Below are 25034 nucleotides of genomic sequence, written 5' to 3' on the forward strand. Positions count from 1 at the left end.
CCCCTCACCAGGCCTGAACGAGCAGAGCGACTCCGAACACGCTGGCGGCCCCGCCGGCGACGCGATACATGCCCGGCACCCGGAGCAGGCAACGGCCCAGCACGATGCCGAGGAGATGCAGCAAGCCCGTGGCGATCACGAATCCGGCCGCATAAGCCGAGAATGCGGCGCCTTGAGCCATTTCGAGGCCGTGGGCATAGCCATGGGCCACGGCGAAAAGGCCGACGATCATGCCAGCGAGCACGCCCGAAAGCCGAACCTTACCCAAAAGCAACAGCCCTAGCGCCAGGACCGATGCGGCAATGGCAGGCTCCGCCCCGGCGATCACCACCCCGAATGCTCCCAGCGCACCGCCCAGAACCATGGCCGCCATGAACGCCGCGGGCAATCGCCACAATCGCCCCGGCTCGGTGGTCACCAGCGCTGCCCACACGCCCACGCACACCATCGCCGCAAGATGATCGGCGCCGAGCAAGGGATGAACGAAACCGCTCGCGAATCCTTCCACCGGGTGAAAACCGGTATGGGCGACGGCCTGACCGGCGCAGATGGACAATATCAGCAACAGAAAGCTTTGTTTATGTTTATGACGCATAGGATACCTCGTACGCTAGCGAACACGGATTCGCGTCAATTCCTGCCCGTCCCGGTCCATCACATGGGTCGAACAAGCCAGACAAGGGTCGAAACTGTGCAGGGTACGCAGGATTTCCAGGGGTTCTTCCGCCTTTTCGACCTGTGTGTTCATCAACGCGGCTTCGAATGCGCCGACATTGCCGGCCGGATCGCGCGGGGAACCGTTCCAGGTGGTCGGCACGATGCACTGATAATTTTCGATCTTCCCGTCCTTGACTTTCACCCAATGTCCCAAGGCCCCGCGCGGCGCCTCGGTGGTGCCGACGCCCCGTGCCTCGGCGGGCCAGGTTTTCGGCTCCCATTTGGCAACGTTGGCGGTGCTCAGGTCACCGGCCTTGATGTTCCTCATCAACTTGTCCTGGAAATGCCGCATCAGCCTTGCGCAATACTGAGCTTCCAGTCCTCGCGCGGCGGTACGGCCCAGGGTCGAGAACAACGCGTCCAGCGGCAGACCGAGGTCGCGCAGCAACTTGTCGACCGGTTCCTTGATTTCCGGCATTCCCTTTGCGTAGCCGACGATATAGCGGGCCAACGGGCCGACCTCCATGGCGTGGCCGCGCCAGCGAGGCGCCTTGATCCACGAGTATTTGGCACTCTCGTCCAGGTTTTCGATGTTGGTGCGGGTGCCCTTGGTGTTGCGACCGAGCACGAAGTTCGGTTCAGTCACGCCGTCGAAGGGATGCAGACCGATTTCGTCGTCCGGATAGCGATACCAGGAATGCGTCACGAACTCCTGGATCTGGGCCGGATCTCTCAGATCGACCTCGTGAATCTCCTTCAGATTGCCGTTGATGATGGCTCCGCGCGGCAAGCGCAGATTGTCGGCGGATGGGTCGTTGGCCTTTTCCGGGATATCGCCGTAGGCTAGCACATTGGTCGACGACAGGCCGCCGCCGTAGAGCCAATCCTTGTAGAAGGACGCGATGGCCTGCAAATCGGGTAGGTAAACCTGCTCGATGAACTCGATGGTCTGGTCGATGATGGACGAGACCAGGTTCAAACGTTCCATGTTGATCCCGCCGACCGCCCCGATGTCGTCCACGTTGATCGCGCACGGCACGCCGCCCACCAGCCAGTTCGGATGCGGGTTCTTGCCGCCGTAAACGGTGTGAATCTTGACGATTTCCTTCTGGAAATCGAGCGCTTCGAGGTAATGCGCAACGGCCATCAAATTGGCTTCCGGCGGCAGTTTGTAGGCCGGATTGCCCCAATAGCCGTTCGCGAACGGTCCGAGCTGGCCGCTCTCGACGAACTTCTTCAGCCGCGTGGCGATATCGTGGAAATACCCCGGCGAGGACTTCGCCCACGGCGAAATGCTCTGCGCGAGTTCCGAAGTTGCCTTCGGGTCGGCTTTCAGCGCGCTGACCACGTCCACCCAGTCCAGCGCGTGCAAATGGTAGAAATGCACCAGATGGTCGTGAACCTGCAGGGTTAGCTGCATGATGTTGCGGATCGAGTTGGCGTTCTCCGGAATGCTGATTCCAAGGGCATCCTCGACCGCGCGCACCGACGTCAGTGCATGGGTGCCGGTGCAGACGCCGCAGATCCGCTCGGTGAAGGCCCAGGCGTCGCGCGGGTCCCTGCCCTTCAGGATTACTTCCAGGCCGCGCCACATGGTGCCGCTGGACACCGCGTTGCGGATCACGTTGTTTTCGTCCAGGTTGACCTCGCAGCGCATATGGCCTTCGATACGGGTGACCGGATCGACAACGATGCGCTTGCCGCTGTCGTCCAGCTTGAAGCCGTTCGGCGTTTGAGTGACCGTCATACGTGTTCTCGCTCGTTCTTATCGTTTTCGGATTCTTTGCCTTTCACGTGCTTGCCGACCGAGACGGCGGCGTGGCCCGCGATCGCCGTACCGACCGCACCGGCCGCGATCAACCCCACGGTGTCGGCATTCGACTCGATGCCGAAGGCGTTCAAACCGGTCACGCGGTGGTAGAAAGGCCCTTTGTCCCAGAACCCGTCCTCGGAACAGCCGATGCAGCCGTGGCCCGACTGGATCGGGAACGACACGCCGCCGTTCCAGCGCACCGTGGAGCAGGCGTTGTACGTGGTCGGTCCCTTGCAGCCCATTTTGTAGAGACAGTAACCCTTGCGCGCGGCCTCGTCGTCCCAGGTCTCGACGAACTGTCCGGCGTCGAAGTGCGGGCGCCGATAGCATTTGTCGTGGATGCGCTGACCGTAGAACATCTTGGGACGTCCCTGGGCGTCCAGGTCCGGGAGTTTGTCGAAGGTCAGCATGTAGGTGACGACGGCGGTCATGACCTCGGCGATGGGCGGACAGCCCGGCACCTTGATCACCGGTTTGTCGGTGATCACCTTGTGCACCGGAGTGGCCTGGGTGGGATTCGGCTTGGCGGCCTGGACGCAGCCCCAGGAGGCGCAGGAGCCCCAGGCGATCACCGCGAGGCAATCCTTGGCGGCGTAACGCAGCTGCTCAACGAAAGGCTTGCCGCCGATGATGCAGAACATGCCGTCCTCGTTCAGCGGCGGATTGCCCTCCACCGCGAGGATGTAGCGGCCCTTGTACTTGCGGATGGTCTCTTCGAGTATCGCCTCGGCCTGATGGCCGGCGGATACCATCAGCGTGTCGTCGTAGTCCAGCGAGAGCATCGACAACACCACGTCCTTGGCCAGCGGGTGCGCCGAGCGGATGAAGGATTCGGAACAGCAGGTGCATTCCAGGCCGTGTAGCCACAGGACCGGCGTGCGCGGCTTGGTTTCCATCGCGTGGACGATCTGGCCGACGAACTGCGGCCCCAGGGCCAGAGCCGACGCGGTCAGCCCGCAGTATTTCAGAAAACTGCGGCGACTGATGCCCTGCCGGCGCATGACATCGTAAAAGCTTTCGGAATTCACCATCCACTCCCCCTGATATTTTTGTTCGTGTGGATCGACGGATTGCGGAAATGAGCGGCCTGATCAGACGCTCGAGCGCCTGCGGGCATGGCTCAAGCATCGTTGACGCATGGTTCGGCGCGATTCGTTTCCAAAGAGTGTGCGCCGTCACTCGCCGGCGGTCCTTGCCCAGGCTTTTTAATTCCATGTGTTTTGTGAGGTTTTTACTTGAAGATAACCGAGCTTGTCAATCGGTTATTCACGTTAAACTATTCGTCGATCGTCAATAACCCTTTACAACCGGGGACATCCGTTTGATCAAGCTACTGCACACCGCCGACTGGCAGATCGGCAAGCTGTTCGGACAGTTCGAGCCCGACGATGCCGCTCTTCTCGCGGAAGCTCGATTCAAGGCCGTCGAAAGACTCGCGAGCTTGGCAACCGAAAACCGAGTCGACCTCATGCTGGTCGCGGGGGATGTTTTCGATGCGCAGGGCGTCGCAGACAAGACCATCCACCGGCTCTTCCATTCGATGGCGGGTTTCGAAGGGCCGTGGATCTTGCTTCCGGGGAACCACGATTCGGCGCTCGCCGAATCCGTCTGGACCCGCGCGCTCCGCCTCAAGGCCATTCCCGCAAATGTGACCGTCTGCCTGCAGCCGGAGCCCGTTCTGCTCGAATCGATCGGCGTCGCCGTGCTGCCGGCACCGCTGACCCAGCGCCATACCCATACCGACCTGACCGAATGGTTCGCCGGGGCCGAGACGTCCGTCGGCATGCTGAGGGTCGGACTGGCCCACGGCAGCGTTCAGGGCATCCTGCCGGAAGACATCGATTCGCCCAACCCGATCGCCCCTGAACGTGCCGAGCAGGCGCGCCTCGATTACCTCGCGCTCGGAGACTGGCACGGCACGAAACAGATCGATCCGCGCACCTGGTACAGCGGCACGCCGGAAACCGATCGCTTCAGATCCAACGAATCCGGCCGGGCGCTGCTGGTCGAACTGTCGGAACCGCGTGCAGTGCCGACGGTGACGCCGGTCGCGACTGGCCAATACCGCTGGCATTCGGAAGCGCTAGCGCTTCAGGTGCCGAGCGATGTCGAGCTAGCGTTGCCGAAAATTTCGGCTTTCGGACCGGCGGACGTCGTGCAGCTTGAACTGTCCGGACAAACCGATCTCGACGGATACCGGCGTCTTTGCGTGGCTATCGAGCAAGCCCGCGGCAACGCTCGGAGCCTCTTGGCCGATTTGTCCGCTTTACGTCTCGAACCGACCGCGGAGGACATCGACGCCTTGAAAGCGGACGGCTATCTGGGCGAAGTCATCGCCGAGCTCCGCGCAAGCCAAGACGGAGCGGACGCGGAAGTCGCACGGGAAGCGCTGGCCCTGCTGGCGGGCATCCTCGATGCTCAGCACGCGAAAGCCGGAGGTTCCTTGTGAGACTTTCCCGCATCCGTATCGAACAGTTCAAGAAGTTCCGGCAACCGATCGAGATCAAGGACCTCGAACCGGGGCTAAATTTGTTCACCGGACCGAACGAAGCCGGCAAGAGCACGATCGTCTCGGCCATCCGCGCTGCGTTCTTTGAACGGCATCGTTCCGGCAGCGTCGACGACCTGCGTCCCTGGGGCGATACATCGGCATCCCCCACCGTCGAACTGGAGTTCGCCATCGGGGATACTCATTACAGGCTCCTCAAGAGTTTTCTCGGCAAGAAGCGCTGCGAGCTGCAGATCGGCACGCAGCGGCTGGACAGTGCCGAGGCCGAAGACCATCTCGCGGAACTCCTGGGTTTTCGCTACGCCGGCCGGGGCGCCAGCGGTTCCGAGCACTGGGGCATTCCGGGGTTGTTGTGGATCCAGCAGGGAGCCGGGCACGACATTCGGGACTCGGTGACGCATGCGATAGACCACCTTCGTACTGCTCTGAACGCATCGCTGGGAGAGATAGCCAGCAGCGGCGGCGATTCGGTTCTGGCGACGGTCGAAGCCGCCCGCAACGAGTTGCTGACTCCTTCGGCCGGCAAGCCGCGGGGAGTGTATGCCGAGGCGCTCGATCAGGAGGCTGCACTGGCGAACGCCATTCGTGAACTCGACTCGGAAATCGCCGCTTATCGCCAGAAAGTCGATACGCTCGCTGCCCTGCGCCGCGAACACGCCGCCGACGAAGCCGAAAAGCCCTGGATCGGCTTTCGCGAACAGGAACGAGCCGCGGCCGAAAAGCTGGAGGCTATCGGGCGCGTCGAAGAAACCTTAGCCACCGAGAAATTGCGCGCGACCCAGGTCGACGAGCGGATCAGGCTGCTGCACGGTCAACTGGAAACCTTCGGGCGGCAGGAGAAGGAGCTCGAAACACGCGAGGCAGAACGCGAATCCATCCGGCAAAGGCTGGAAGGAGCAACCGCGCTCGTCGAGGAATGGCAGTCGAAGCGTGCCGAAGCGGAACAGCGCCACGAGGCGGCTCGCGAGACGCTGCGCCTTGCCCGTCAGGCGGATACCCGGCTCAGCCTGACACGGGAGCTTGACGCCGGCCGGCTGAAGCTGAAAAACGCCGCCGAGGCACTCGCAAGAGCCGAGACGGAGCAGGCCGCCGTGGTCGAATTGAAACGGCAAGCCGCCGTCACCGAGATCAAGCTTAAAGATCTCGAGTTGCTGCGGGATCAACACCGGCAGATTCGCGAAACGCAAATCCGGCTCGACACGGCTGCGACACGGCTGCGCTTCGCGATCGAAGACGGCCGTAGCATCGGAATCGGCGCCGAATCGGTCACCAGCAAGGGCGAAAGACTGCTGCTCGAAACGACCCCCCTCACGCTGCCGGGGCTGGGCCAACTCGAAATCGCGCCCGGCGGCTCCGACCTGTCCCAGCTTCGCGCCGAAGCGAAAGAACTCGCCGATAGACACGAAACCCTGCTGCAGCGGCTCGGCTTGCCCTCGCTGGAAGCCGCCGAAGCGCGTTATCACACCCACACTCGACAGCTTGCCGACATCAAAACGGCCGACGCCACACTGAAAGCACTCGCCCCACAGGGTATCGAGCCGCTTCGGACCGAATTGGCCGTCCAGCAAGCGCGCGTCCAAGAAATCGAAAAAGCCCTGAGCCAGCTTCCGCCCGAAACCCCGAAGGCGGCCAAACTCCCCTCCGTCGCCGAGGCGGAAACCGCCGAGGAATCCGGCCGGCAATCGCTCGCGCGGATCAACGACAGCCTGCACGAAGCGCGGCTCGCCGCCGGCAAAGAGCAGACGGCGTTCGAAACCGCGACGCGCGAACTCGCAGCCGCGCGCGCCGTAGTAGACGATCCGCAGCGGCCCGACCGAGTGGCGGCGGCAAACCGGGACCTGGTCGACGCCCGTGCCGAGCAATCCACCCTGGTCGCCCGTATCGAGGTATTGACTCGGCAATTGGCCGAAGCACGCCCCGATATTCTGAAACAGGATATCGAGCGTTTCCGCCTCAGCGCCGAGCAGCTCGAAAAGCGCTTCAACGAGCGCCGCGACCAATTGATGAGCCTACAAGTCGAGCTTCAGACGACCGGCGCCCAAGGGCTGGAAGAGCGCCGCGCGGAACTCGCCCGCGACCACGCGCAGATCCAGCGCAGGGTCGAAGAACTGCACCGCCGCGCCGACGCGCTGGACCACCTGCTGAAACTACTGCGCGACAAGCGCCGCGCCTTGACCCAGAGGCTTCAGGCCCCACTGCAAAAACACCTCAACCGCTATCTCCAGCTCCTGTTCCCAGCCGCCTGCCTCGACATCGACGAAAACCTCTCGCCCGGCTCGCTGACGCGCGTCGGATCGAACGGATCGGAACTCGGCGACTTCGAGGACTTGAGCTTCGGCGCGCGCGAACAGATGGGCATCATCAGCCGGCTCGCCTATGCAGGGCTATTGCGCGACGCCGGCCGCCCCACCCTCATCATCCTCGACGACGCTCTCGTCCACTGCGACGAGGAGCGACTCGCGCAGATGAAACGCGTGCTGTTCGATGCCGCGACGCGGCACCAGATTCTGCTGTTTACCTGCCATCCGGCGAAGTGGCGAGATCTGGGAGTCGGGGCGAGATCGTTGGAGGCGATTCGATCCGGAACCTAAATGCCGATCCGTTTTGGAGTCTTAGCCAAGAGGGAGGATTTGCGCACTCGCGTAATCGGCATTTCCGCGGCATACACGGCGGGTTACGGCTGCCGCCTAACCCGCCCTACCGTGCTCGCAAAGTATGTAGATTTCGAAGGCTTACCTAGAATTTGTCGATAGAAGTTTCAATATCGATAAACCCAACCCTGAGAATAAGAATGAAAAACGAGCCAACCCGCCACAGCGGCGATTTTAGGGGGAAGTTTCGTTCTGATCATTCGAGGATGAGCCGAATGAAGCTGTCAGCTAAATTTCTGATTTTTCCACTCTCTTTCGCTTCCGCCGTCGCGCTGGCATCGGGCGATGGGTGCGATTTCTGGTGCGGCGAGTTTCCCAATGCCTATTTTCTTGCGCCCGACAACGATAGCCGCGGTAACCTGGGATTATTGCTCGAAGATCAGGGCGTCGTTCATTACCGGCCGAAGGCCATGCCGTTTCATTACGGCGAGTTCATGGAGCCGGCGAATCCCGCCGCGGCGGAATCTGAAAACACCGTGACTTCCCTAGCAGCCGATCTCGGTGTTGTCGGCGGCGACAGCGTTGCGAGCGATTTGCAGCGCTTGGCGGCAAGCGGTTATGGGCGCTGCCTGACCGACAATGTTCAAGCCGTCGAGGCGTTTCTCAAGGAGCTCAAGAACGCTACCCTGCCCGGCCAGGACGGGATGCTGCTGGCTCAGGAGCGCTTGCGATTTGCAGGCTTGTGCGAGAAAGCGATGGAAGGTCATCAGCCGCTTCCGGTATCGGAGGCGGCCAAGCCCTATGCCCATTATCTCGAAGCGGCGGCGAACTTCTACGCCGGCCGATATGAGCCGGCGCTAGCCCAATTCAAGGCCCTCGCGACCGACGCGCCGGACTGGGTGCGAGAAGCTTCGCTTTACATGTTGGGACGGGTGGCTTTGAACCAGGCGCAAATCCGATTCGATATGTGGAGCGAACCGAGTGCCGAGAACATCGACAAGGCGTTTTTGGACCAGGCGGCCTCCGCCTTCGGCGATTATCTGAAGACGTATCCGAAAGGACGTTATGCCGAATCCGCCAAGGGCTTGTTTCGGAAAATTCATTGGCTGGCGGCGGACAACGCGGCGCTGGCCGCGGATTATCAAGCCTGGCTGGCGACGATGGGTAACGGCACGACGAGCGAAACCGTCCTGGATTTCATCGACGAAACCGAACGCAAGGCCGATCCGGCGGGGAACATCGTTGATGCCCTCTGGCCTTCGCCGGTTCTTGCAAGTCTCGGCACGCTTGCCTCCTGGCGGCCGCAGAACGAAGGCGAGCCGTCGGTGCCTCCGGTGGATGTCGAAATGCTCGCGGCGCATCGGGGCGACTTCGCCAACGCCGGGCTCGAACCGCTCTGGTCCTACCTCGCCTTGGCGCATGCATTTTGGATGGAAAAGAATTATCCGGAGCTGATCCGGCAGACCGCATCCGAGCGCATCGCGGCAAAGCCTTCGAACCTGGCCTACAGCCGCTGGGTATTGCGGGGACTTTCCCTAATGGCGCTGCGGCAATTTCCGGAAGCCGAAAGCCATTGGCTGGAAACGCTGAAAACCGTTGAACATCCGGGGCAAAAAATACAGGCGCAATGGCTGTTGGCCTTGACCTGGAACGAAACCGGCCGATTGGACAGTGTTTATGCCAAGGATTCCCCTGTCGCCCTCCCCGAAGTTCAGGATTACTTTATTCACAAGGCCAAACCGCCCTTATTGGAAAGCCTCCTCAAGCGGGATGATCTGCCGCCCCGTACAAAATCGCTCGCCTATTTCAGGCTGGTCAGCCAATGGGTGCGGCACCGCGACTTCGCCGCAGCCGAGCTGATATTGGCCGCTTATCCGCCCACCGAATTCGCATTGGCCGGAGACACGTTGGCGCCGCTGTCATCCGAGGGAGAGAAGGAAGGCTATACCTGTCCCGCGTTCAGGGAACTGCTCGCCGCCCTGCAAAAGACGCCGGATTCGGGACGCTGGCTTAACTGCATGGGGGATTTTCTCCGCACTTGGAATTGGAATGCCCCTGCTCCGGTCATCGCCGACGCAGATCCCGTCGATTTCGATCTCCATCGCTGGCATGAACCGGGCGACTACGGACTGCCGGCCACGCCGGCCGAGGATGCCTTCGGCGGGAAGACCTACACCAGCATGGATTATTACCGCGAAACCATCGAACGGCGTGGCCTGGCGCGAACGGATGACGACCTGGCCTATGCCCTGCATCGGGCCACTACCTGCTTCGCTTCGTCGGGCAATAATCATTGCGGCGATCAGGACATTCCCAAAGCGCAACGGGCGGCATGGTTCAAGCGGCTGAAAACCCAATACAAGAATTCGCCTTGGGCCACGGGGCAGAAATATTATTGGTGAGGCGGCGGCTTCGCGCCTGGGCGGCAATCGTTCTGGCCGGCTGTGCGTCGTGGTTCGGCAGCGCGCGCGCCGCTGTTGACTACTGGGCCTGGCATCCGAACGTGCATCTTGCGCGGATACTGGACGACGCCGGCAGACTCTATCTGTTCGAGGGCGAGCTTCTGGTGCGCGGCGGCGATACGCTTTTCCAGCGCCGCGGCTTCCCTCCCCCAACCGCATCGCCTCACCCCGTCGTTCTGGTGTACCGCCTCGAAGCCATGGAATGGCCGGAGCCGCTGCAACGGCAGGTGGAACGCGATCTCGCCGCGTTCGAGGCAAAACGTAACCAGGTCTGGGGAATCCAGATCGATTTCGATGCCCGTACCCGAAATCTCGACCGTTACGGGGAACTGCTCGGGCAGGTCAGAGCCCGTCTGCCGGCCCGTTATCGCCTGAGCGTAACGGGCCTGATGGATTGGGCAAGCCAGGGGAAGCTTGAGGATCTGAATGCCCTGCAAGGCGTGGTGGATGAGATCGTGTTCCAGGCTTATCAAGGAAAAGGGCCGATAAAAGACCACCGACGCTATTTCGAGCGCCTATTCGCCCGAGGGCTGTCTGTGCCCTTCAAACTCGGCCTCGTCGAGCACGGCCAGTACGATCCGGACGCTTTGGCCGCAGTCAGGAAACATCCGGCGTATCGAGGAACGGTGATTTTCCTGCTGCCCGATGCAAAGCGGTAGCGTGAGATAGGTAGGCGTCAGAATCATCCTGATCGCAGCCGATTAATCCCGCAAGGCCAGAGCCGATTGCTCGACGGCATGATAGAAGACGCTCGTGTCCTCGATGAAGTAGTTGAAGAAGCCACGCTGCACCGGAATCTCGATGGGAACGAGCTCGATCTCGTGGAAGCCTTGCTCCTCCAGAGCGCCTTTCAGTCGTTCGTTGCGCAACAGACGGTTGACCAACTCGATGCGGGCGAGTTGCTGGGCATAGGCGCCGTTGAACCAAAGCTCCGTCTCCAGGTCCTGAACCTCGATAAAGCTTTCCGGCAACTCGCCCACCCATTGATACCGCTGGGGCCGCGGGATATAGATCACATGGGCGGCGCTCAACTCCGACAGAATGAACTGGCGGGCATAGGCGCCGTCGATGCGCTCTTGAGGCTTTCCATCGCGCTCGAACCCGTAAAGGCTGAGCCAGAGCGCATCCCGAACCGCGTGCGGCGTGATTTTTTCCGCCTTGACCGACGGCAGATCACCGCTCTTCCGCATCTCCTGCGTGTGCGCATCGTCTGGGCGCTTCTCCCGGCGCTCCTGCTGGACCGCGCGGTACGCCTCCCACGCGGCGGTGTTCATGTGAAGGTGCTCGGTCCCTAAACGCGGGCTGAAGCTATTGAAGAAAATCGCGATATCGCTGGCGTTGAACGCCTCTGCGATTTGGTGATAAATCTCCTCGGAGCGTGTCGGCACCAGGAGTTGCGCGGGAAACCAGAGATCGCACCACCGTTCCGGGGGAGTCCGATACCATCGGGAGAAAAGGCGCGTGAAATATTCCGGAATCGCCGGCCGGAACACGCCCTCGCCGCCATACAGATAAGCCAGCCACGATCGGAGCATGGATGGCGGCAGCTGGCGCCATATCTCCGAACGGGTATCATCGGCCGAGTTCTTGAATTCCTGTTCGAGGTCGTGCCCTTCCAGCCAGCGCCAGGTCCAGTAAATCATGCCGGACGTGCAGGAAAGCTGCGTCGGGGTTTTCCCTTCCTTTTGGGCGGCGTGCAGGAAGCCGGCCCCATGGGCGTTTGAGCCGCCTATCCCTCCGAGAGAAAACGCGATGTTCCTTTGGCCGTTTGCAGTCATATCCTGTCCTCCATGTTAAGCGAGATATAACTCACACATCCTTTGCCTCTCAGCCTGGCGCGATGCGTTTAGCCGCGTGCGCCAAAGCTAGCCATGAACGGTGCAGATGTTCCGCGACGGTTTCGCCAGTCATCGATTGCAGGCGAACTACTGCGCCCTTCAGGCCTTGTGCGGCTCAGTCATGCGCAAACGATGATCCTAGAAACGCCAGTTGGACGCGTCCGAGTGTGCGGCTGGCGGGCTGGATGGCAAGGCGCGACGACACCGTGGGGCCGCCCCCCACAAGGAGGAGCAACACCGCCAGACGGCTCGCCAGCCGTGCAATCGGGTGTGTAGCGACTTCACCCAAGTGGTGAAATCGGTAGAAGGTGGAACGGTCAGAATCCACAAGGCTTTTCCACTCCATCTAAGCGGTCAACTGCCGTTTCTAGGATGATGAGTTAGACCCATACGGTGCGGAGTGTCTCGCTCAAGGAGACAAAAAGTCCGTTGCGTTTTTGAAAACGGCGAAAAGTGAGGGATGGCTTTGTAGCCGCGTCGAATTCAATCGGTTCTCATCGCCATCGGGACCAAGTTTTCAACGAACTGCCGGGTACACGCGTCCCAAGAAAATTCCCGTGCGTAACTCCGGCACTCCTGCGGATCGAGCGACAAGGCTGTAAGGGCAGCGTGCCGGAGATCGTTGTCCAAGACACCCACGCGGTCGTCCCGGATCACGTCCCGTGTGCCCCGCAACGGATAGGCGGCGACCGGAACGCCGCAGGCGAGCGCCTCCAGCATCACCAAGCCGAAGGTATCGGTCCGGCTGGGAAATACCAGGACGTCCGCCGCCGCCATGTAGCGGGCTAATGGCTCTCCGGTCCGATAGCGCACGAAGCGGACCTCGGGATATTTCATTTCCAGCTCTTTTCGTTGCGGCCCGTCGCCGACGACGTATCGGGTGCCAGGCAGATCGAGGCGGAGAAAGGCCTCGATGTTCTTTTCGATGGCGACACGGCCGGCGTACAGAAATATCGGGCGCTCGTCCCCGAGAAAATCCTTTCCCCAGGGCCGAAAGAGTTCTGTGTCGACACCCCGCGACCAGCGCACCAGCCTGCGAAAACCCTTAGAGGCCAACTCGTTCGCGAGAGATTCCGTTGCGACCATGACCCGATGGCTTCGGCTGTGGAACCAGCGGAGATACGTCCAGCTCACGCAATAGGGTATGCCGGCCCGGAGCTTCAGATATTCGTGAAAATGACTATGGTAGGACGTTGTATACGGAAATCCTTTCGCGCGGCAGTAACGGCGAGCCGCGAAGCCGATCGGCCCTTCGGTGGCTATATGCATCGCGTCCGGCTTGAAGGCTTCGATCAGAGGCCGAAGACGGGGGCCGCACAGGAAGGACAGCCCCACAGCGGGGTAACCGGGACACGGCCAGGTTCGAAACCGATCGGGCGTGATGATTTCGACCGTGTGTCCCGACTTTTCCAGCGCGCGACGGGTATTCGTCAAGGTCGTGACGACGCCGTTGATTTGAGGATGCCAGGCATCGCTGATCACGATAATCCGCAAAACTTCCTCCTGGGCATGATCGGCGAAGCGCACCGTCGATTTTTCGGGCGGTGCCGGCATACGAATGAAATGCGGCCGCCTGGTTTAAAGAGACCACTGGAAACCGGACCGCTTTCCAGCATTGAAATCGTCAGCAAGGCGGGTAGACTCCGGGATTATTGTCTTTCCGCAATATCATGGACAGACCGCCGCTTCACCACAAGATCATGCTGTACTATGCGGCGCCGCATCTCACGCATGCGGTGGCGACCTTGCCGGTGGCGCTCTTCGTTCCCGCCTTTTACGCCGATGACATGGCTTTGCCGCTCGCCGGGGTAGGCATGGCGATCGCCGCGTCGCGGGCGCTGGATATGGTCAGCGATCCCCTCATCGGAATTTTGAGCGACCGCCTCAAGACGCGATGGGGCCGCCGCAAGCCTTGGATTGCCATCGGGACGCCGCTCCTGATGCTGTCCGCCTGGATGATCTTCGCACCGGCCGGCAAGGTTTCGCTGCTCTATCTGTTTGTCTGGGCGAGCCTGCTCTTCTTCGCCTTCACCCTGGTGGATCTGCCCCACAAGGCATGGGGCGCCGAACTCTCGGCGGACTACACCGAGCGTACGCATGTAGCGGCTTGGCGCGAAGGATTAGGCGCGCTGGGCCAGATATTGTTCCTAGGTGTGCTATCCGTCTTGGATTATCTGGGGTACGTGGAAAGCCGCGATCAGCTCTGGGTTATCGCCATCATCATCGTTGTCAGTTTACCGCCGCTGGTGACCGTAGCGCTGACCAAAGTGCCGGAATTTCCGTCTGAGGAACTGGCGGGCGAACGCCTCGGCGGTTGGGCGGGGCTCCGGCTGGTATTGCGCAATCAGGCTTTCATGCGGACCTTGATTACCTTGCTGCTGCTGGGTACGGCGGTCCTGATTCAAGCCACGCTGCATCGACTGGTATTGACCCATGTGGTCGGCCGCCCCGACATCTTCGCCACGATGATCCTTGCCGAAAACCTCGTCTCGCTTGCCATGGTGCCGGTTTGGATGGGTATCGCGAATCGCATCGGCAAACATCGCGCGATCATTCTCGCCGCGCTTTGGATCGGATTGTGGAGCTTGGGGTTTCCCTGGGTCGATCGGGGCGATACGGTGCTCTATGTGACCTTGATCATATTGAGAGGCGCAAGCCTGGCTTCGATTTTCATGTTGGCGAACTCTATCGCTGCCGATGTGGTCGATCACGACATCGTCGCGTCGGGCCGGCAACGGACGGGCCTCTTTTTCGCGGTATGGGGCATAGCCATCAAACTGGCCGTCGCCCTGGGGGTTCTCTTGGGCACCGCCCTCCCTGCCGCCTTCAGTTTCGAGCCGTCCGCCCCCGCTCAATCCGCCGAAGCGAAAAAATGGCTATTGGTGATTTACGGCTGGCTGCCGTGCCTGATCATCGTGTCGGGGCTGCCGATCATGTGGAATTTCCCGATAGACCGTATTCGACAGCGGGCGCTACGGGAACAAATCGCTGCGCGGCGAGCCGGCGTTTTCAAATCGGACATAGGCGGGGCGGCCTAAGTCGCCTCTTTAACACGCTCATGGGATCATCGCGCGCTCGCTCTCTCGGCAGCAACTTGGTTTATGGAGCTAAGACGGCGATCCAGCCATCCCTCGATTTTCCTGAGCAGTTCGTGACGCAATGGCGGCGCGGAAAACAGTTGTTCGTGGTGAACCTTATCGATGAGCGGCAGGATTTGGTTATCCGGGTGCTTATCGAAGGTCTTGCCGGCAAAATCGTGACTGCCCCAGGCCGGCGTGATCGGATCGCCGGCGGAATAAACGAGGAAATAAGGGGTGGCAAACCCCGCCATCTCTCGCCTGAAACGAACGATCTCCCCTTCGACGCCCTTCACGTAGCGCAGGATGCTGCGGCGGATGATATAGGCGTCGGCGCGGTGGCGTGCCCTCTCGTCTTCCCAGTCGCTCAAGTAATCCGGTACCCAACCCGGTGTCGTGGGGGAAAAGATATGCCGCAGGCCCGGCCACGACAGCACCTCGAACAGTCCGTCCAGCAAAGGGACGGTAACGAGCGCCAATGCCTGGTTGGCAATCAGCAACGGAAGCAGCTCGCCATGAGAACGAAGAAAATGCTCCTCGGCGTAAAAGGACAGCTTCACGACCGGCGTTTGAAAATAGCCGCGCCAGCCCGGAACCTCGGTCACCGAAAAGGCGGGGCCTAGGAATACGATGCCTTGTATCCGGGATCGTAAATCGTCCCCCGGCGCTTGTTCGAGCAGATAAGACGCGGAGATCAACGAACCCAGGCTGTGGGAAAGGATGAAAATCGGAAGACCCGGTTTGCCGCGCTGATCGCAGACCTCGATCAGGCGCCGCAGCACTTGATCCAAGTCTCGCCGCATCGGCTCCAGATTGCGCAAGCTCGCCTGCGCCAAATAGGCATCGCTGACGTCGAACTCGGAAGCCCCGCCAGTAATGGCCCGGTCGGCGGCCAACAGGCTCGGATTGGACAAGCCGTGAGCGTAAAGATCGAAACCCGCCACGATGAAACGCCTCGCAAAATAGGCGGCGATCTCGTCGTAGCGGCCGATGTATTCGTTCATGCCGTGGACGATCAGGATACAGGCCGGAGCGACCGCGGGTCGTGGCGGCATTTGGACGCGCATCGGCAACGGGCTGTCGCGGTCATTTCTGGACAGCCATACCTCCTGCCCCCATCGGGGATAGGGTTGGGTGACGAACTGCCGGTGAGCGCAACCGCACGACATGGACAAAACCAGGATGAGAATCAACTTCACAATGGTATATCCGAAGGGTAGCCAAGGGTATGTTTGCGCGCATTGCAGTCGTGGCAGTGATGCCTGAGCGACGAGAGTACCTGCTTGGACCGTGACAATCGCTTTTTCCGAGCGTAGCCTGATCACGGCGCGATTCGCTTTTCTGCTCAGGAGATCGATTCATGATCGAAAACGTCCGCCTCTGTCGTCCGGCGATCATCGCCTTTTTCCTGATCGCTTGGGCAGTCCTCTTCTGTTCGGTGTCTTTGGCCGAATCCGCCAAAACGCTGATTCGAAATGCCTCCCTCATCTTGACCATGGATTCCTCGGTTGGCGCGGGCGATTTGGGGATCGTGGAGAACGCCGATATTCTGATCGAAAAAGACAAGATCGCGGCGGTCGGCAAGCATCTGCGAAGTACCGGGGCGCGTGTCGTGGACGCCACCGGGATGATCGTCATGCCGGGCTTTGTCGATGTGCACAATCATCTGTGGCAGTCGCTCATTCGGGGCTGCGGCACAGACCAGGACCTCATGGGTTGGCTGGATGCCTGTGTGCTTCCCTTGTTCGACCCGCAAATTACCGTATCGCGCTCGGAGGCCTATGCCGGCGTACGGCTGAGTACGCTGGACCTGATCGACACCGGAGTCACCACCACCGTCGAATGGTCCCACGCCTTTACGCCGGAATTCGTTCGGGGAGAACTCCAGGCGCTGACCGAATCAGGGCTGCGTTTCGTGTTTGCGTATTTCGGACGCGACGATCCTGCCGTGATCGCCCATATAAGATTGGTCAAGCAGACCCTGATCGATCCCAATCCCAAGGCGAGTTTTCAGGTTGCATCCCACCCGGCTGAGGCATCACGTGACGACGTTAAAGCGATGGCGAAGCTGGCCAAGGAATTGGGCGTAAAACATCATGTGCACCTGTTGGAAAATATCGAGGACCGCGACGAAAACATGTTCGACGTACTCGCGGAGTCGGGCGCCCTCGGCCCGGATCTCCTGGGTGCACACGCAATCCACCTCACCGACGAGGAAATCGGGATACTCGCAGCCCAGGAGGTGCGCGTTCTCCACAACCCGATCAGTAATATGCGCTTGGCATCGGGTGTGATTCGCCTTCCGGAGCTAAAGCAAGCCGGCGTTCAGGTGGGTCTCGGCCTGGACGGGGGAACGAACGACACCAGTGACATGTTCAATAACATGCGGGCGGCGGTAGGACTGCAGCGCGCCAGGACGCTTCGACCCGACGTGTATCCAACGGTCTCGGACGCATTGCGCATGGCCACCGTGGACGGGGCGAAGCTGCTCGATATGTCCGACCGTGTGGGCTCGTTGACGCCTGGCAAACAGGCCGACTTGATCATCCTCGATCCGGAGAAATTCAATTTTGCCCCACGTGGGGATTGGGTTAGCCAAATCGTGTTCAACGGCCAACCTCGAAATGTGGAATGGGTCTTCGTGGGAGGGCAAGTGCTGAAGAATAACGGGAAAATACTCGGCGTAAACCCGGCGAAGGTTATAGAAGCCGCGCAGAATGCGGCTAACCGAATTCAAGATGCTCTCGAGCCGTAACTCAATTATCTTCCATGCGGAATGCGCGCGTACGGGCGACTTTGAGCCGCAGATCGGCAATCCTTTGCCGACCAAGCCATTTATCGGCCCGCTATGTCGGGAAAGGATTCCCGACCTACTACAGCCAGGAGGCTGCTAACCCAAACTGTAAAATGCTGTAGAGCCATCGAACCAGGGTCAGCCGACGGGTCGGTCAGCCGTTTGATTTCAGCATTAACCCGTCGGATGGCACGTCGGTTGTGCTGGTCGTATCGGCTGCTCCAGGGCTCCCGAATCGAAAACAGAAGCCGAAAATCTTCCGTTTAGACCTCTATCTGAGGACGATCGGGCGTCGGCCAGTCGAGATGAAAGAACTTGCCTCGTGGCTGATCGGTCCGCTCATAAGTATGGGCGCCAAAATAATCGCGCTGCGCCTGCAACAAATTGGCGGGGAGCCGGGCGCTCCGGTAGCCGTCGAAATAAGCCAGTGCGGAACTAAACGCCGGGACGGGCATGCCGTTCTGTATGGCGATGGTTACGGTCTGCCGCCAGCGGCTTTGCCCTTCATGCAGTACGTCCTTGAAATAAGGATCTAGCATCAGGTTCTTCAGGCCCGGATTGCGGGTGTAGGCGTCGGTGATCTTTTGCAGGAAGCGCGCGCGGATGATGCAGCCGCCCCGCCAAAGCTGCGCGATGGTTCCGAAATCGAGCGTCCACTCGTAGGCTTTTTGTGCTTCCGACAGCAACTGAAAGCCCTGAGCATAGGCGCAAATCTTGGAGCAATACAGCGCGCGCCGGACCGCATCGATGATCTCTGCCGAATTGGACGCCGGCTGAAGATCCGGGCCTTTCAGCAATCGACTGGCTTCGACCCGCTCCTCCTTCAGGGCCGACAACGCACGGGCGAATACGGCTTCGGCGATCGAATTTGCCGGTGCGCCCAGTTCCAATGCGCTGGCGGCCGTCCACATGCCGGTGCCTTTCTGGCCGGCTGCATCCAGCACCTGGTCGACCAGGAAACCGGGGCCCGCCGGATCCTTCTGTCCCAAGATGTCCCCGGTAATTTCGATGAGATAGCTGGACAGTTCGCCGCCATTCCACTCGCGGAAGATCTCCCCGATCGCGCCGGCATCCAGCCCAAGCAGATGTTTCATCAGCCAATAAGCTTCGCAGATCAACTGCATATCGATGTACTCGATGCCGTTGTGCACCATTTTGACGTAGTGCCCGGCTCCGTTCGGTCCGATATACGCAGTGCACGGTACGCCGCCCTCCACCGGTTTTCCGGGCGCGGCGCCTTCCAAAGGTACGCCACTTTGCGGATCGACCTTAGCGGCGATGGCGCGCCAGATCGGCTCGAGCTCGGCCCAGGCGCTCGGGCTGCCGCCCGGCATTAGAGAAGGTCCGAACCGCGCGCCGGTTTCGCCACCCGAGACGCCGGAACCGATAAACCGAAATCCCTTTGCGGTCAATTCCTTGTCTCTGCGTATGGTGTCCAGCCAATGCGCATTGCCGCCGTCGACGATGATGTCGCCTGGATCGAGGTGAGGCAGCAGGCTTTCGATGGTGCGATCGGTCGGTGCGCCTGCCTTGACCAGTAGAATGATCTTGCGGGGACGCCGAATGGCTTGGGTGAACTCCTTCAGATCGGTAAAGCCCAGGACGCGCTCGCCGGATGGCTCTTTCTGCCGACAACGCGTCATGAACTCCGCTGTTTTCTCGGAGCTGCGGTTGTAGACTGCGATGGAATAGCCGTGATCGGCGATGTTCAGCGCCAAGTTTTGGCCCATGACCGCTAATCCTATTAGCCCGATGTCCGCACTGTCACTGTTCATAATGGCACCTCTTGTTGCTGGATAATGAGCGGAATTTCCAAATGGCATTTAATCACGCCGGTCGTTGCTTGAACCAAGCAAGTGATTACCGTGCGTAAAGAAAGTAAAGCCCTATTCGAATCGCTCTCACCCCCCTCTTCCAGAGGGAGAGGGGGCACTTGTGGCTTTACTTTCTTAACTATTAGTAATTCGTACCGCCGTTCGGCTGGATCTCGGGACGTCTTCCATACCCTGCGTAAGAGAGGTCATTTCGCAAGCAGAATCAGTTCATTCTCTGCTTCGTCCAAAGTCACGCGGAAACGGCTCAAAAAGCTCATTCCCAAAAGCTTCGCACCGCGGAGACGGTCGTCCGGAAAAAAAGCGACCGGCACGGCTGCAGCCGAAACGGGCCCCACCCGAACCGATTCTAGGATACCGGCTTTAATCGGCACAATATCGTTCGCGGTGTGGCTGACTCCCGGCTGAAGGGCTTCGGGAACGAAACCCAGTTCGCTGGCCATCGATTCCGGCAAAGCAAGCGTCGAGGCTCCGGTGTCGACGATCAAAGTAACCGGAAAAGCCACGCCGTTTGGTCCTACCAACACCGTTTCGACCTGATGATGGGGGCCGAGCCGCATCGTTTTGATGGTAGCGTTAATGGCACGCGTTTGCGCCGGCGTTTTCGCGCTGGTGATCAACAGCCGCTCGACCGCGCCGGGCCGGTCACTCATGAGGACGTAGTTGTAATCCTCGAGAAGCATCCTGAGCCGGGTCGGCAGGTCGCCTGCCGCATTTCGCGCAGATTCGGGTCCTAGGCGATCGAGCCCTTGCACGACAAATCCGTGTTCGGTCGCTAACGTTTCCAGCTGGATGCGCAGAGTTTCCGCTTCGGCCCATGTCGGTGATGCGCCGATCAGAAGCATTCCTAAGAAAAACCGGCGTAGACGTCTTACCATGAATTTCCTCATGCAATCATGCTCTCACTGAAACCGTCTTCGACCACGGTCCAGGTCCGTTGATCCGGAAAGCCGTACGCCGAACTCGTCGTCCGCCGTTTGGAGCCGCCTTCTTATGGTAGGCAGGGGTTTTTTGTCCGTCATTGGAGCGACCTTACGGAAATTCCCGGAATGCGTTGCTGCGGAAAGTGGATCGATTTTAGCCGCTAAGGTCTGCGTAACATAAATGGTAATATATTCCGTTAATTGACCATGGTCTTATGGCTCGGCCTTTACCACTGTCGGCAGCTTAAACCTAAAATATCGCTGGCACCTAAAAATAATCAGGAAACCTACGGATGAAAGAGTCGGATTACAGCAATTACGTCAAAGCATTCACACGCCTGTTCGAAGCCTACGACGCCGCCGCGCCATATTTAGGAGTCACCGACGATTTCAAATATTATGTCAACCGCAAGCGCACTTGGTTGGAACGGCTCAAATCGCCGGAATTTCCGGTGGCGTTTCTGGGTGCATTCTCGGCCGGCAAGAGCACCATCATCAACGCCGTGCTGGGCGACGATATCTTGCCCCAGGCAACTAAGTCTTTCACCGCCATTCCCACGCTGATCCGTAAAGGGCGCGCTAATCGGGCCGTTATCCATTACCTCAACGAAAGCGCCCGAGACGAGCTGAAAAACCTGTATCTCGAAGAGTTGTCCAAGGAGTTGCGCAAGAGCAGCGATACTTACCGAAAGCTGAGCAAAGGCGAATTGCTGGGCACATTGGCAAAGGATATCGAACAGTACAAAAACCAATTCGGCTCGTTCAACAAGCAAAAATTCTTCGATGAGTTGAAAACCTTGATCGAAGGCTGGAATAAACTCAACGGATCGGTCAAAGAAATCGCTCTGGCGGAGTTGCCGAGCTATGTCACCGAAGATTACGAGGACGTGCTGTTCGTAGATCAGGCAGAAGTCTTCCTCACCGATGTCAGCATCCCCGAAAACGTCGTTCTCGTCGACTTGCCCGGATTAGGCGTGGTCAATCCTCGCCACCGCAAGGTGACCAAATCGTACGTCGAAAACGACGCCAAGGCGTTCGTCATCGCCATGAAGGTGTTTCACCTGCTGGAAGGCGAAGAGATCGAGCTGTTGGCCGAAATCCACAGCCAACGCAAGCGCGTGCTGCAGCGCGCCTTTTGGGCGATCAATCAGTGGGACGTGCTGAGCAGTCAGCAGAAAAAGGAAGAGTTGGCGAACTTCGCGCAAAAAATCGATCATTACGGGTTTCATATCGCCAAGGACCGTGTGTTTCGGGTATCGGCGCTTAATTACCTGCTGCTGAAACTGATTCAGGAAGGCCGCCTGGAAAAGAGCGGCAGTATCCGCGAACATGTAGATGCTCTTCAGAAAGCCATCGGCAAAATACCTGAACGAAACGAGGCTGAAGGTTTTATCAAGTCGCTGGACGAAGCCAAGAATTTCGCCGCATTCCGCAGCAGTCTGTTCGAGTATTTAGCTCACACCGCCAAAGCCGAATTCCTGGACGAAGCGCGCAGCGAATATGTCGATCTGGCCAAGCGACTGCGGGAACGCTTGGAACCGCTGTATCAAAACTACAAAAACAAAAGCGATGACAGTATGAAAAGCACCTTTATCGCCGGCGAATTATCGCGCCGCCAGGACGAAGTCCTGCGGCACCTTCGTACCACCGTAGAAGAACACATCAAGGTACTGCGTACCGAGGTACTGCCGGAATTTGTATTCTGGCGTGATGAAGACCGAGAGCAGCTGGGCGAGCAAATCGTCAACGCCATCGACACCTTGGATCGCAAAGCGCTGAAGAACGAACTGCTCAAAGGCCTGGATCTGCATAGCGTCGTCAGCCGACTGCCGCATAAAATCGAGGAAAACCTTCACATTCAGCATACATTCCGCAGTCAGTTGCAACACCTCTTGGAGGAGCAGATCGTACGCCGTTATCTCTTGCGCCTGCTAGACGGGATTTCTTCCAACGAGGCGCTGCCGGATGAGGTGCTTACCGTTCTAAGTGACCGTTTGAGCGGCCGCGATATGGTTAACCGGCTGAAGGGCATGTGTGACGTGTTCCTGTTCGAGTACGGCGGTGTCATCGACGAACTCGGACGTACCATTATGGCTAAGGAGGCAGACGAGTCCGTCCAGAACAAAGAAGACATCGTGGAATTAGTTCAGAAGAATGCCGACCGCGCCCTGGAAATCGCAAAGAGCGCGCGCCTGCTCGGACCTGACGCGGGTGTCAAGCAAATGCTGGCTTTAGGGGTGGACAAACTGACGAGCATTTACCGAGCCCTTACGGAAACCCAGCCGATATCGCCCGTGACTGCAGGTCAATCCGACGAAATCGATCGTGCCCTCGAGTGCTATAAGATCGGCTTGCTCGATTACACACGCAAGCAACAACGTCAAATCAACAAATTCGCGCGCCGCGGCATAAAAAACTATTTCGAGGAATTGGAAGAGGATTTGCTGACCTATTTCGAATCTGTCAAGGACGAGATAGCCAAAACGATCATGAAACAGCTCAATACCGATATCGACGCCGAATTGAATTCCGAACTGCAAAAGCAGAAAGTGATCAAGGATGCTTATCAGGTCGTGACGACTGCCGTCAGCCAAGGTCGAAGAAGCGCCGACAGTTGAACCGAGACCGCGGACTATCAGTCTTCCGTCGGCTTGCTTTATTTTCCTATTGAGTTGTTTTTCATCGCAGCTGCGGCGTGACGCACGCCAAACATGTAGACCGGAGAAAGCCGCCGTAGGTCGGTAACCCCTTACCGACAAGTAGACCTATTCATGGAAACCTTAACGTGTAGCGTCCGCCATACCAATGCTACATAAATCCAGAAAGATTCCAGCAGCCTTTACGCTTTTTTACGCTCGTCCATCAGACGCTCCATGATCGGCCGGAATATGATTTCCATCGCCAGGCCCATTTTCCCCCCGGGAATAACGATAGAATTGTGTCGGGACATGAAGGACTTATGAATCATCTGCAGCAGATACTCGAAATCGATGTCGAACTTCGTTGGATCTCTGAAGCGGATGATCACAACGCTTTCATCCGGCGTCGGAATATCGCGCGCGATGAAGGGATTTGAAGTATCCACCAAGGGAACTCGCTGAAAATTGATATCGGTACGAGAAAACTGCGGCGTAATCACCTTCACGTAATCCTCCATCCGCCTGAGGATGGTATCGGTGATGTCTTCCGGATTGTAGCCAAACAGAGAGTTATCCCGATGGATTTTCTGAATCCATTCCAAATTGACGATGGGAACGACGCCGACGAGCAGATCGGTATATTTCGCGACATCGATGGTCTCGGTCTTGACCGCGCCGTGTAACCCCTCGTAGAACATCAGGTCGCTCCCACGAGGTGCTTTCTCCCATGGTGTGAAAGTCCCAACTTGGTAGCCGCCGTGCTTTTTCCCCTCTTCCTCGCTGCCAATATAGTACCGACGCTTAGCCGAGCCGGTTTCCCCATATATCTTGAAGGTCCTTTCCAGCTCGTCCAGGATATTGGCCTCAATCGAGAAATGACTGAAGTATTTTCCTTCTTGCTGCGCCTGGGTAATTCGTTCATGCATTTCGAGGAGGGTGTATCGATAAAAGCTATCACCCTCAATCATGAGAGGCTTTAATCCCAGCCGAAAAAAAATGTGCTCAAAAGACTTCTTTACAGTTGTCGTACCCGCACCGGACGAGCCGGTGATGGCAATGACAGGGTGCTTTTTCGACATGGAGGACTCCTCAAGGAACCGCGAGTTTATTGTTGCTTTATGGTTTTTCGCGAGTCCAGCGTTCAAATAATCGCCTGAGAACGTCAATATCGACCAGACTGAACGCTTCCGAAGGAGCTTCGCTCAGGCACGTCAAAGGCTGTTCCGGCTCTCCGAGGTGATCTATTACCAGTACTGCCCCGGTAAAATCCTGACCGGAGGTGTAGTCGTTGACGGTAATCAGAGTCGGAATGCCAGCTCCGAGCGACGCTCGCAAGCCGTTTTCCGAATCCTCAAATGCAAGGCAATCCTCAGCCTTCAAGCCTAATTTCGTCAGCACGTACTCATAGATATCGGATGCCGGTTTCTTGTTCGAAACGATATCGCCTGCAGCGATCACTTCGAACCAATCCGGTGCGTCGGTATCGAGAGACGCCGCCAGCAAGGCTTCGACGTTTCCCGCAGACGCGGTCGTCGCGATAGCCAGCCGTAATCCTGCGGCCCTGGCTTCCTTGATCAAGCGTATGATACCCGGCCTAGCCGGAATTCCTTCCCTGTTCAGCAGGTCGATATAATGGCGCGTCTTCGCGGCGTGCAGGTTCTCGATGAATTGGCTTAGTTCGCCCTCGCCGCAGGGGATCTCAGGGTGATAACTGGCTATGAAATGGCGGATGCGCTCCTTGCCGCCAGCAACAGTCAATAACTCGCCATACAGGGCTTCGTCCCAAACCCAATTCAAACGAGCTTCGGCGAAAGCTCGATTGAATGCGACGCGGTGACCTTGGCGTTCCGTATCCACCAGTGTGCCATCCACGTCGAAAATAAGGGCTTTGAACACGGT

At 58.9% G+C, this 25034-nt stretch carries 17 protein-coding genes; 7 read left to right on the plus strand and 10 right to left on the minus strand.

Going from position 1 to position 25034, the window contains the following annotated elements; translation table 11 throughout:
- Nucleotides 1-4 precede the first annotated feature (4 nt).
- From ACR2TX_RS18425 to ACR2TX_RS18435, 3 genes are read right to left on the minus strand one after another with little or no spacing between them, the layout of a single operon-like run.
- Complete coding sequence (locus tag ACR2TX_RS18425) at nt 5-595, minus strand: HupE/UreJ family protein (RefSeq protein ID WP_434130470.1); 591 nt, start codon at nt 593-595, stop codon at nt 5-7.
- Between the two features lie 15 nt (nt 596-610).
- The gene (locus tag ACR2TX_RS18430; RefSeq protein WP_077732682.1) at nt 611-2404 is read right to left on the minus strand and encodes a nickel-dependent hydrogenase large subunit; all 1794 of its coding nucleotides are present in this window, start codon (nt 2402-2404) and stop codon (nt 611-613) included.
- Nucleotides 2401-3501 carry a hydrogenase small subunit gene (locus ACR2TX_RS18435; RefSeq protein WP_077732683.1) on the minus strand — a complete coding sequence of 367 codons (1101 nt, stop codon included), beginning with the start codon at nt 3499-3501 and terminating at the stop codon, nt 2401-2403. The genes ACR2TX_RS18430 and ACR2TX_RS18435 overlap by 4 nt, the downstream gene beginning before the upstream one ends.
- Before the next feature lie 290 nt (nt 3502-3791).
- On the opposite strand from ACR2TX_RS18435, the gene ACR2TX_RS18440 reads away from it, so the two are divergent.
- The 4 genes from ACR2TX_RS18440 to ACR2TX_RS18455 all read left to right on the plus strand — a co-directional run bounded on the left by ACR2TX_RS18440 (nt 3792) and on the right by ACR2TX_RS18455 (nt 10691).
- Nucleotides 3792-4919, plus strand: a complete 1128-nt coding sequence (locus tag ACR2TX_RS18440; protein WP_077732684.1) for a metallophosphoesterase family protein — start codon at nt 3792-3794, stop codon at nt 4917-4919.
- Entirely contained in the window at nt 4916-7570 is a 2655-nt protein-coding gene (locus tag ACR2TX_RS18445; protein WP_077732685.1) for an AAA family ATPase, read from the plus strand. The genes ACR2TX_RS18440 and ACR2TX_RS18445 overlap by 4 nt, the downstream gene beginning before the upstream one ends.
- Nucleotides 7571-7845: 275 nt before the next feature.
- Nucleotides 7846-9972 carry a tetratricopeptide repeat protein gene (locus ACR2TX_RS18450; RefSeq protein ID WP_077732686.1) on the plus strand — a complete coding sequence of 709 codons (2127 nt, stop codon included), beginning with the start codon at nt 7846-7848 and terminating at the stop codon, nt 9970-9972.
- Nucleotides 9969-10691: a DUF3142 domain-containing protein gene (locus tag ACR2TX_RS18455; RefSeq protein WP_168175551.1), complete on the plus strand. Its 723-nt coding sequence runs from the start codon at nt 9969-9971 to the stop codon at nt 10689-10691. The genes ACR2TX_RS18450 and ACR2TX_RS18455 overlap by 4 nt, the downstream gene beginning before the upstream one ends.
- A gap of 42 nt (nt 10692-10733) precedes the next feature.
- On the opposite strand, the gene ACR2TX_RS18460 is transcribed toward ACR2TX_RS18455, so the two are convergent.
- Both ACR2TX_RS18460 and ACR2TX_RS18465 read right to left on the minus strand, forming a co-directional pair.
- Nucleotides 10734-11810 (minus strand): hypothetical protein, encoded by a 1077-nt coding sequence (locus ACR2TX_RS18460; protein WP_434130471.1) that lies wholly within the window; start codon nt 11808-11810, stop codon nt 10734-10736.
- Between the two features lie 543 nt (nt 11811-12353).
- Nucleotides 12354-13364, minus strand: coding sequence for a glycosyltransferase family 4 protein (locus tag ACR2TX_RS18465; RefSeq protein ID WP_434132507.1), 1011 nt, complete (start codon nt 13362-13364; stop codon nt 12354-12356).
- A gap of 176 nt (nt 13365-13540) precedes the next feature.
- On the opposite strand from ACR2TX_RS18465, the gene ACR2TX_RS18470 reads away from it, so the two are divergent.
- On the plus strand, nt 13541-14908 hold the full coding sequence (locus ACR2TX_RS18470) for an MFS transporter (protein ID WP_434130472.1): 1368 nt from the start codon (nt 13541-13543) through the stop codon (nt 14906-14908).
- A 26-nt stretch (nt 14909-14934) separates the two neighbouring features.
- Here the strand turns inward: ACR2TX_RS18470 and ACR2TX_RS18475 are convergent, their stop codons facing one another.
- Nucleotides 14935-16146: an alpha/beta fold hydrolase gene (locus ACR2TX_RS18475; protein ID WP_434130473.1), complete on the minus strand. Its 1212-nt coding sequence runs from the start codon at nt 16144-16146 to the stop codon at nt 14935-14937.
- Between the two features lie 161 nt (nt 16147-16307).
- On the opposite strand from ACR2TX_RS18475, the gene ACR2TX_RS18480 reads away from it, so the two are divergent.
- The gene (locus ACR2TX_RS18480) at nt 16308-17702 is read left to right on the plus strand and encodes an amidohydrolase family protein (protein ID WP_434130474.1); all 1395 of its coding nucleotides are present in this window, start codon (nt 16308-16310) and stop codon (nt 17700-17702) included.
- Nucleotides 17703-18004: 302 nt separating this feature from the next.
- Here ACR2TX_RS18480 and gndA read toward each other — a convergent pair whose 3' ends face one another.
- Complete coding sequence (gndA, locus tag ACR2TX_RS18485) at nt 18005-19516, minus strand: NADP-dependent phosphogluconate dehydrogenase (RefSeq protein ID WP_086133947.1); 1512 nt, start codon at nt 19514-19516, stop codon at nt 18005-18007.
- 245 nt (nt 19517-19761) lie between these two features.
- Nucleotides 19762-20451, minus strand: coding sequence for a retropepsin-like aspartic protease family protein (locus ACR2TX_RS18490; RefSeq protein WP_434130475.1), 690 nt, complete (start codon nt 20449-20451; stop codon nt 19762-19764).
- 338 nt (nt 20452-20789) lie between these two features.
- Between ACR2TX_RS18490 and ACR2TX_RS18495 the strand changes: the two genes are divergently transcribed.
- Nucleotides 20790-23114 carry a dynamin family protein gene (locus ACR2TX_RS18495; RefSeq protein ID WP_077731058.1) on the plus strand — a complete coding sequence of 775 codons (2325 nt, stop codon included), beginning with the start codon at nt 20790-20792 and terminating at the stop codon, nt 23112-23114.
- Between the two features lie 221 nt (nt 23115-23335).
- Here the strand turns inward: ACR2TX_RS18495 and ACR2TX_RS18500 are convergent, their stop codons facing one another.
- Nucleotides 23336-24214: a phosphoribulokinase gene (locus ACR2TX_RS18500; RefSeq protein WP_086133945.1), complete on the minus strand. Its 879-nt coding sequence runs from the start codon at nt 24212-24214 to the stop codon at nt 23336-23338.
- Nucleotides 24215-24251: 37 nt separating this feature from the next.
- On the minus strand, nt 24252-25031 hold the full coding sequence (locus ACR2TX_RS18505; protein WP_434130476.1) for an HAD-IA family hydrolase: 780 nt from the start codon (nt 25029-25031) through the stop codon (nt 24252-24254).
- Nucleotides 25032-25034 lie beyond the last annotated feature (3 nt).

Source organism: Methylocaldum sp. GT1BB (assembly GCF_051027545.1).
In the GTDB taxonomy this organism is placed as follows: domain Bacteria; phylum Pseudomonadota; class Gammaproteobacteria; order Methylococcales; family Methylococcaceae; genus Methylocaldum.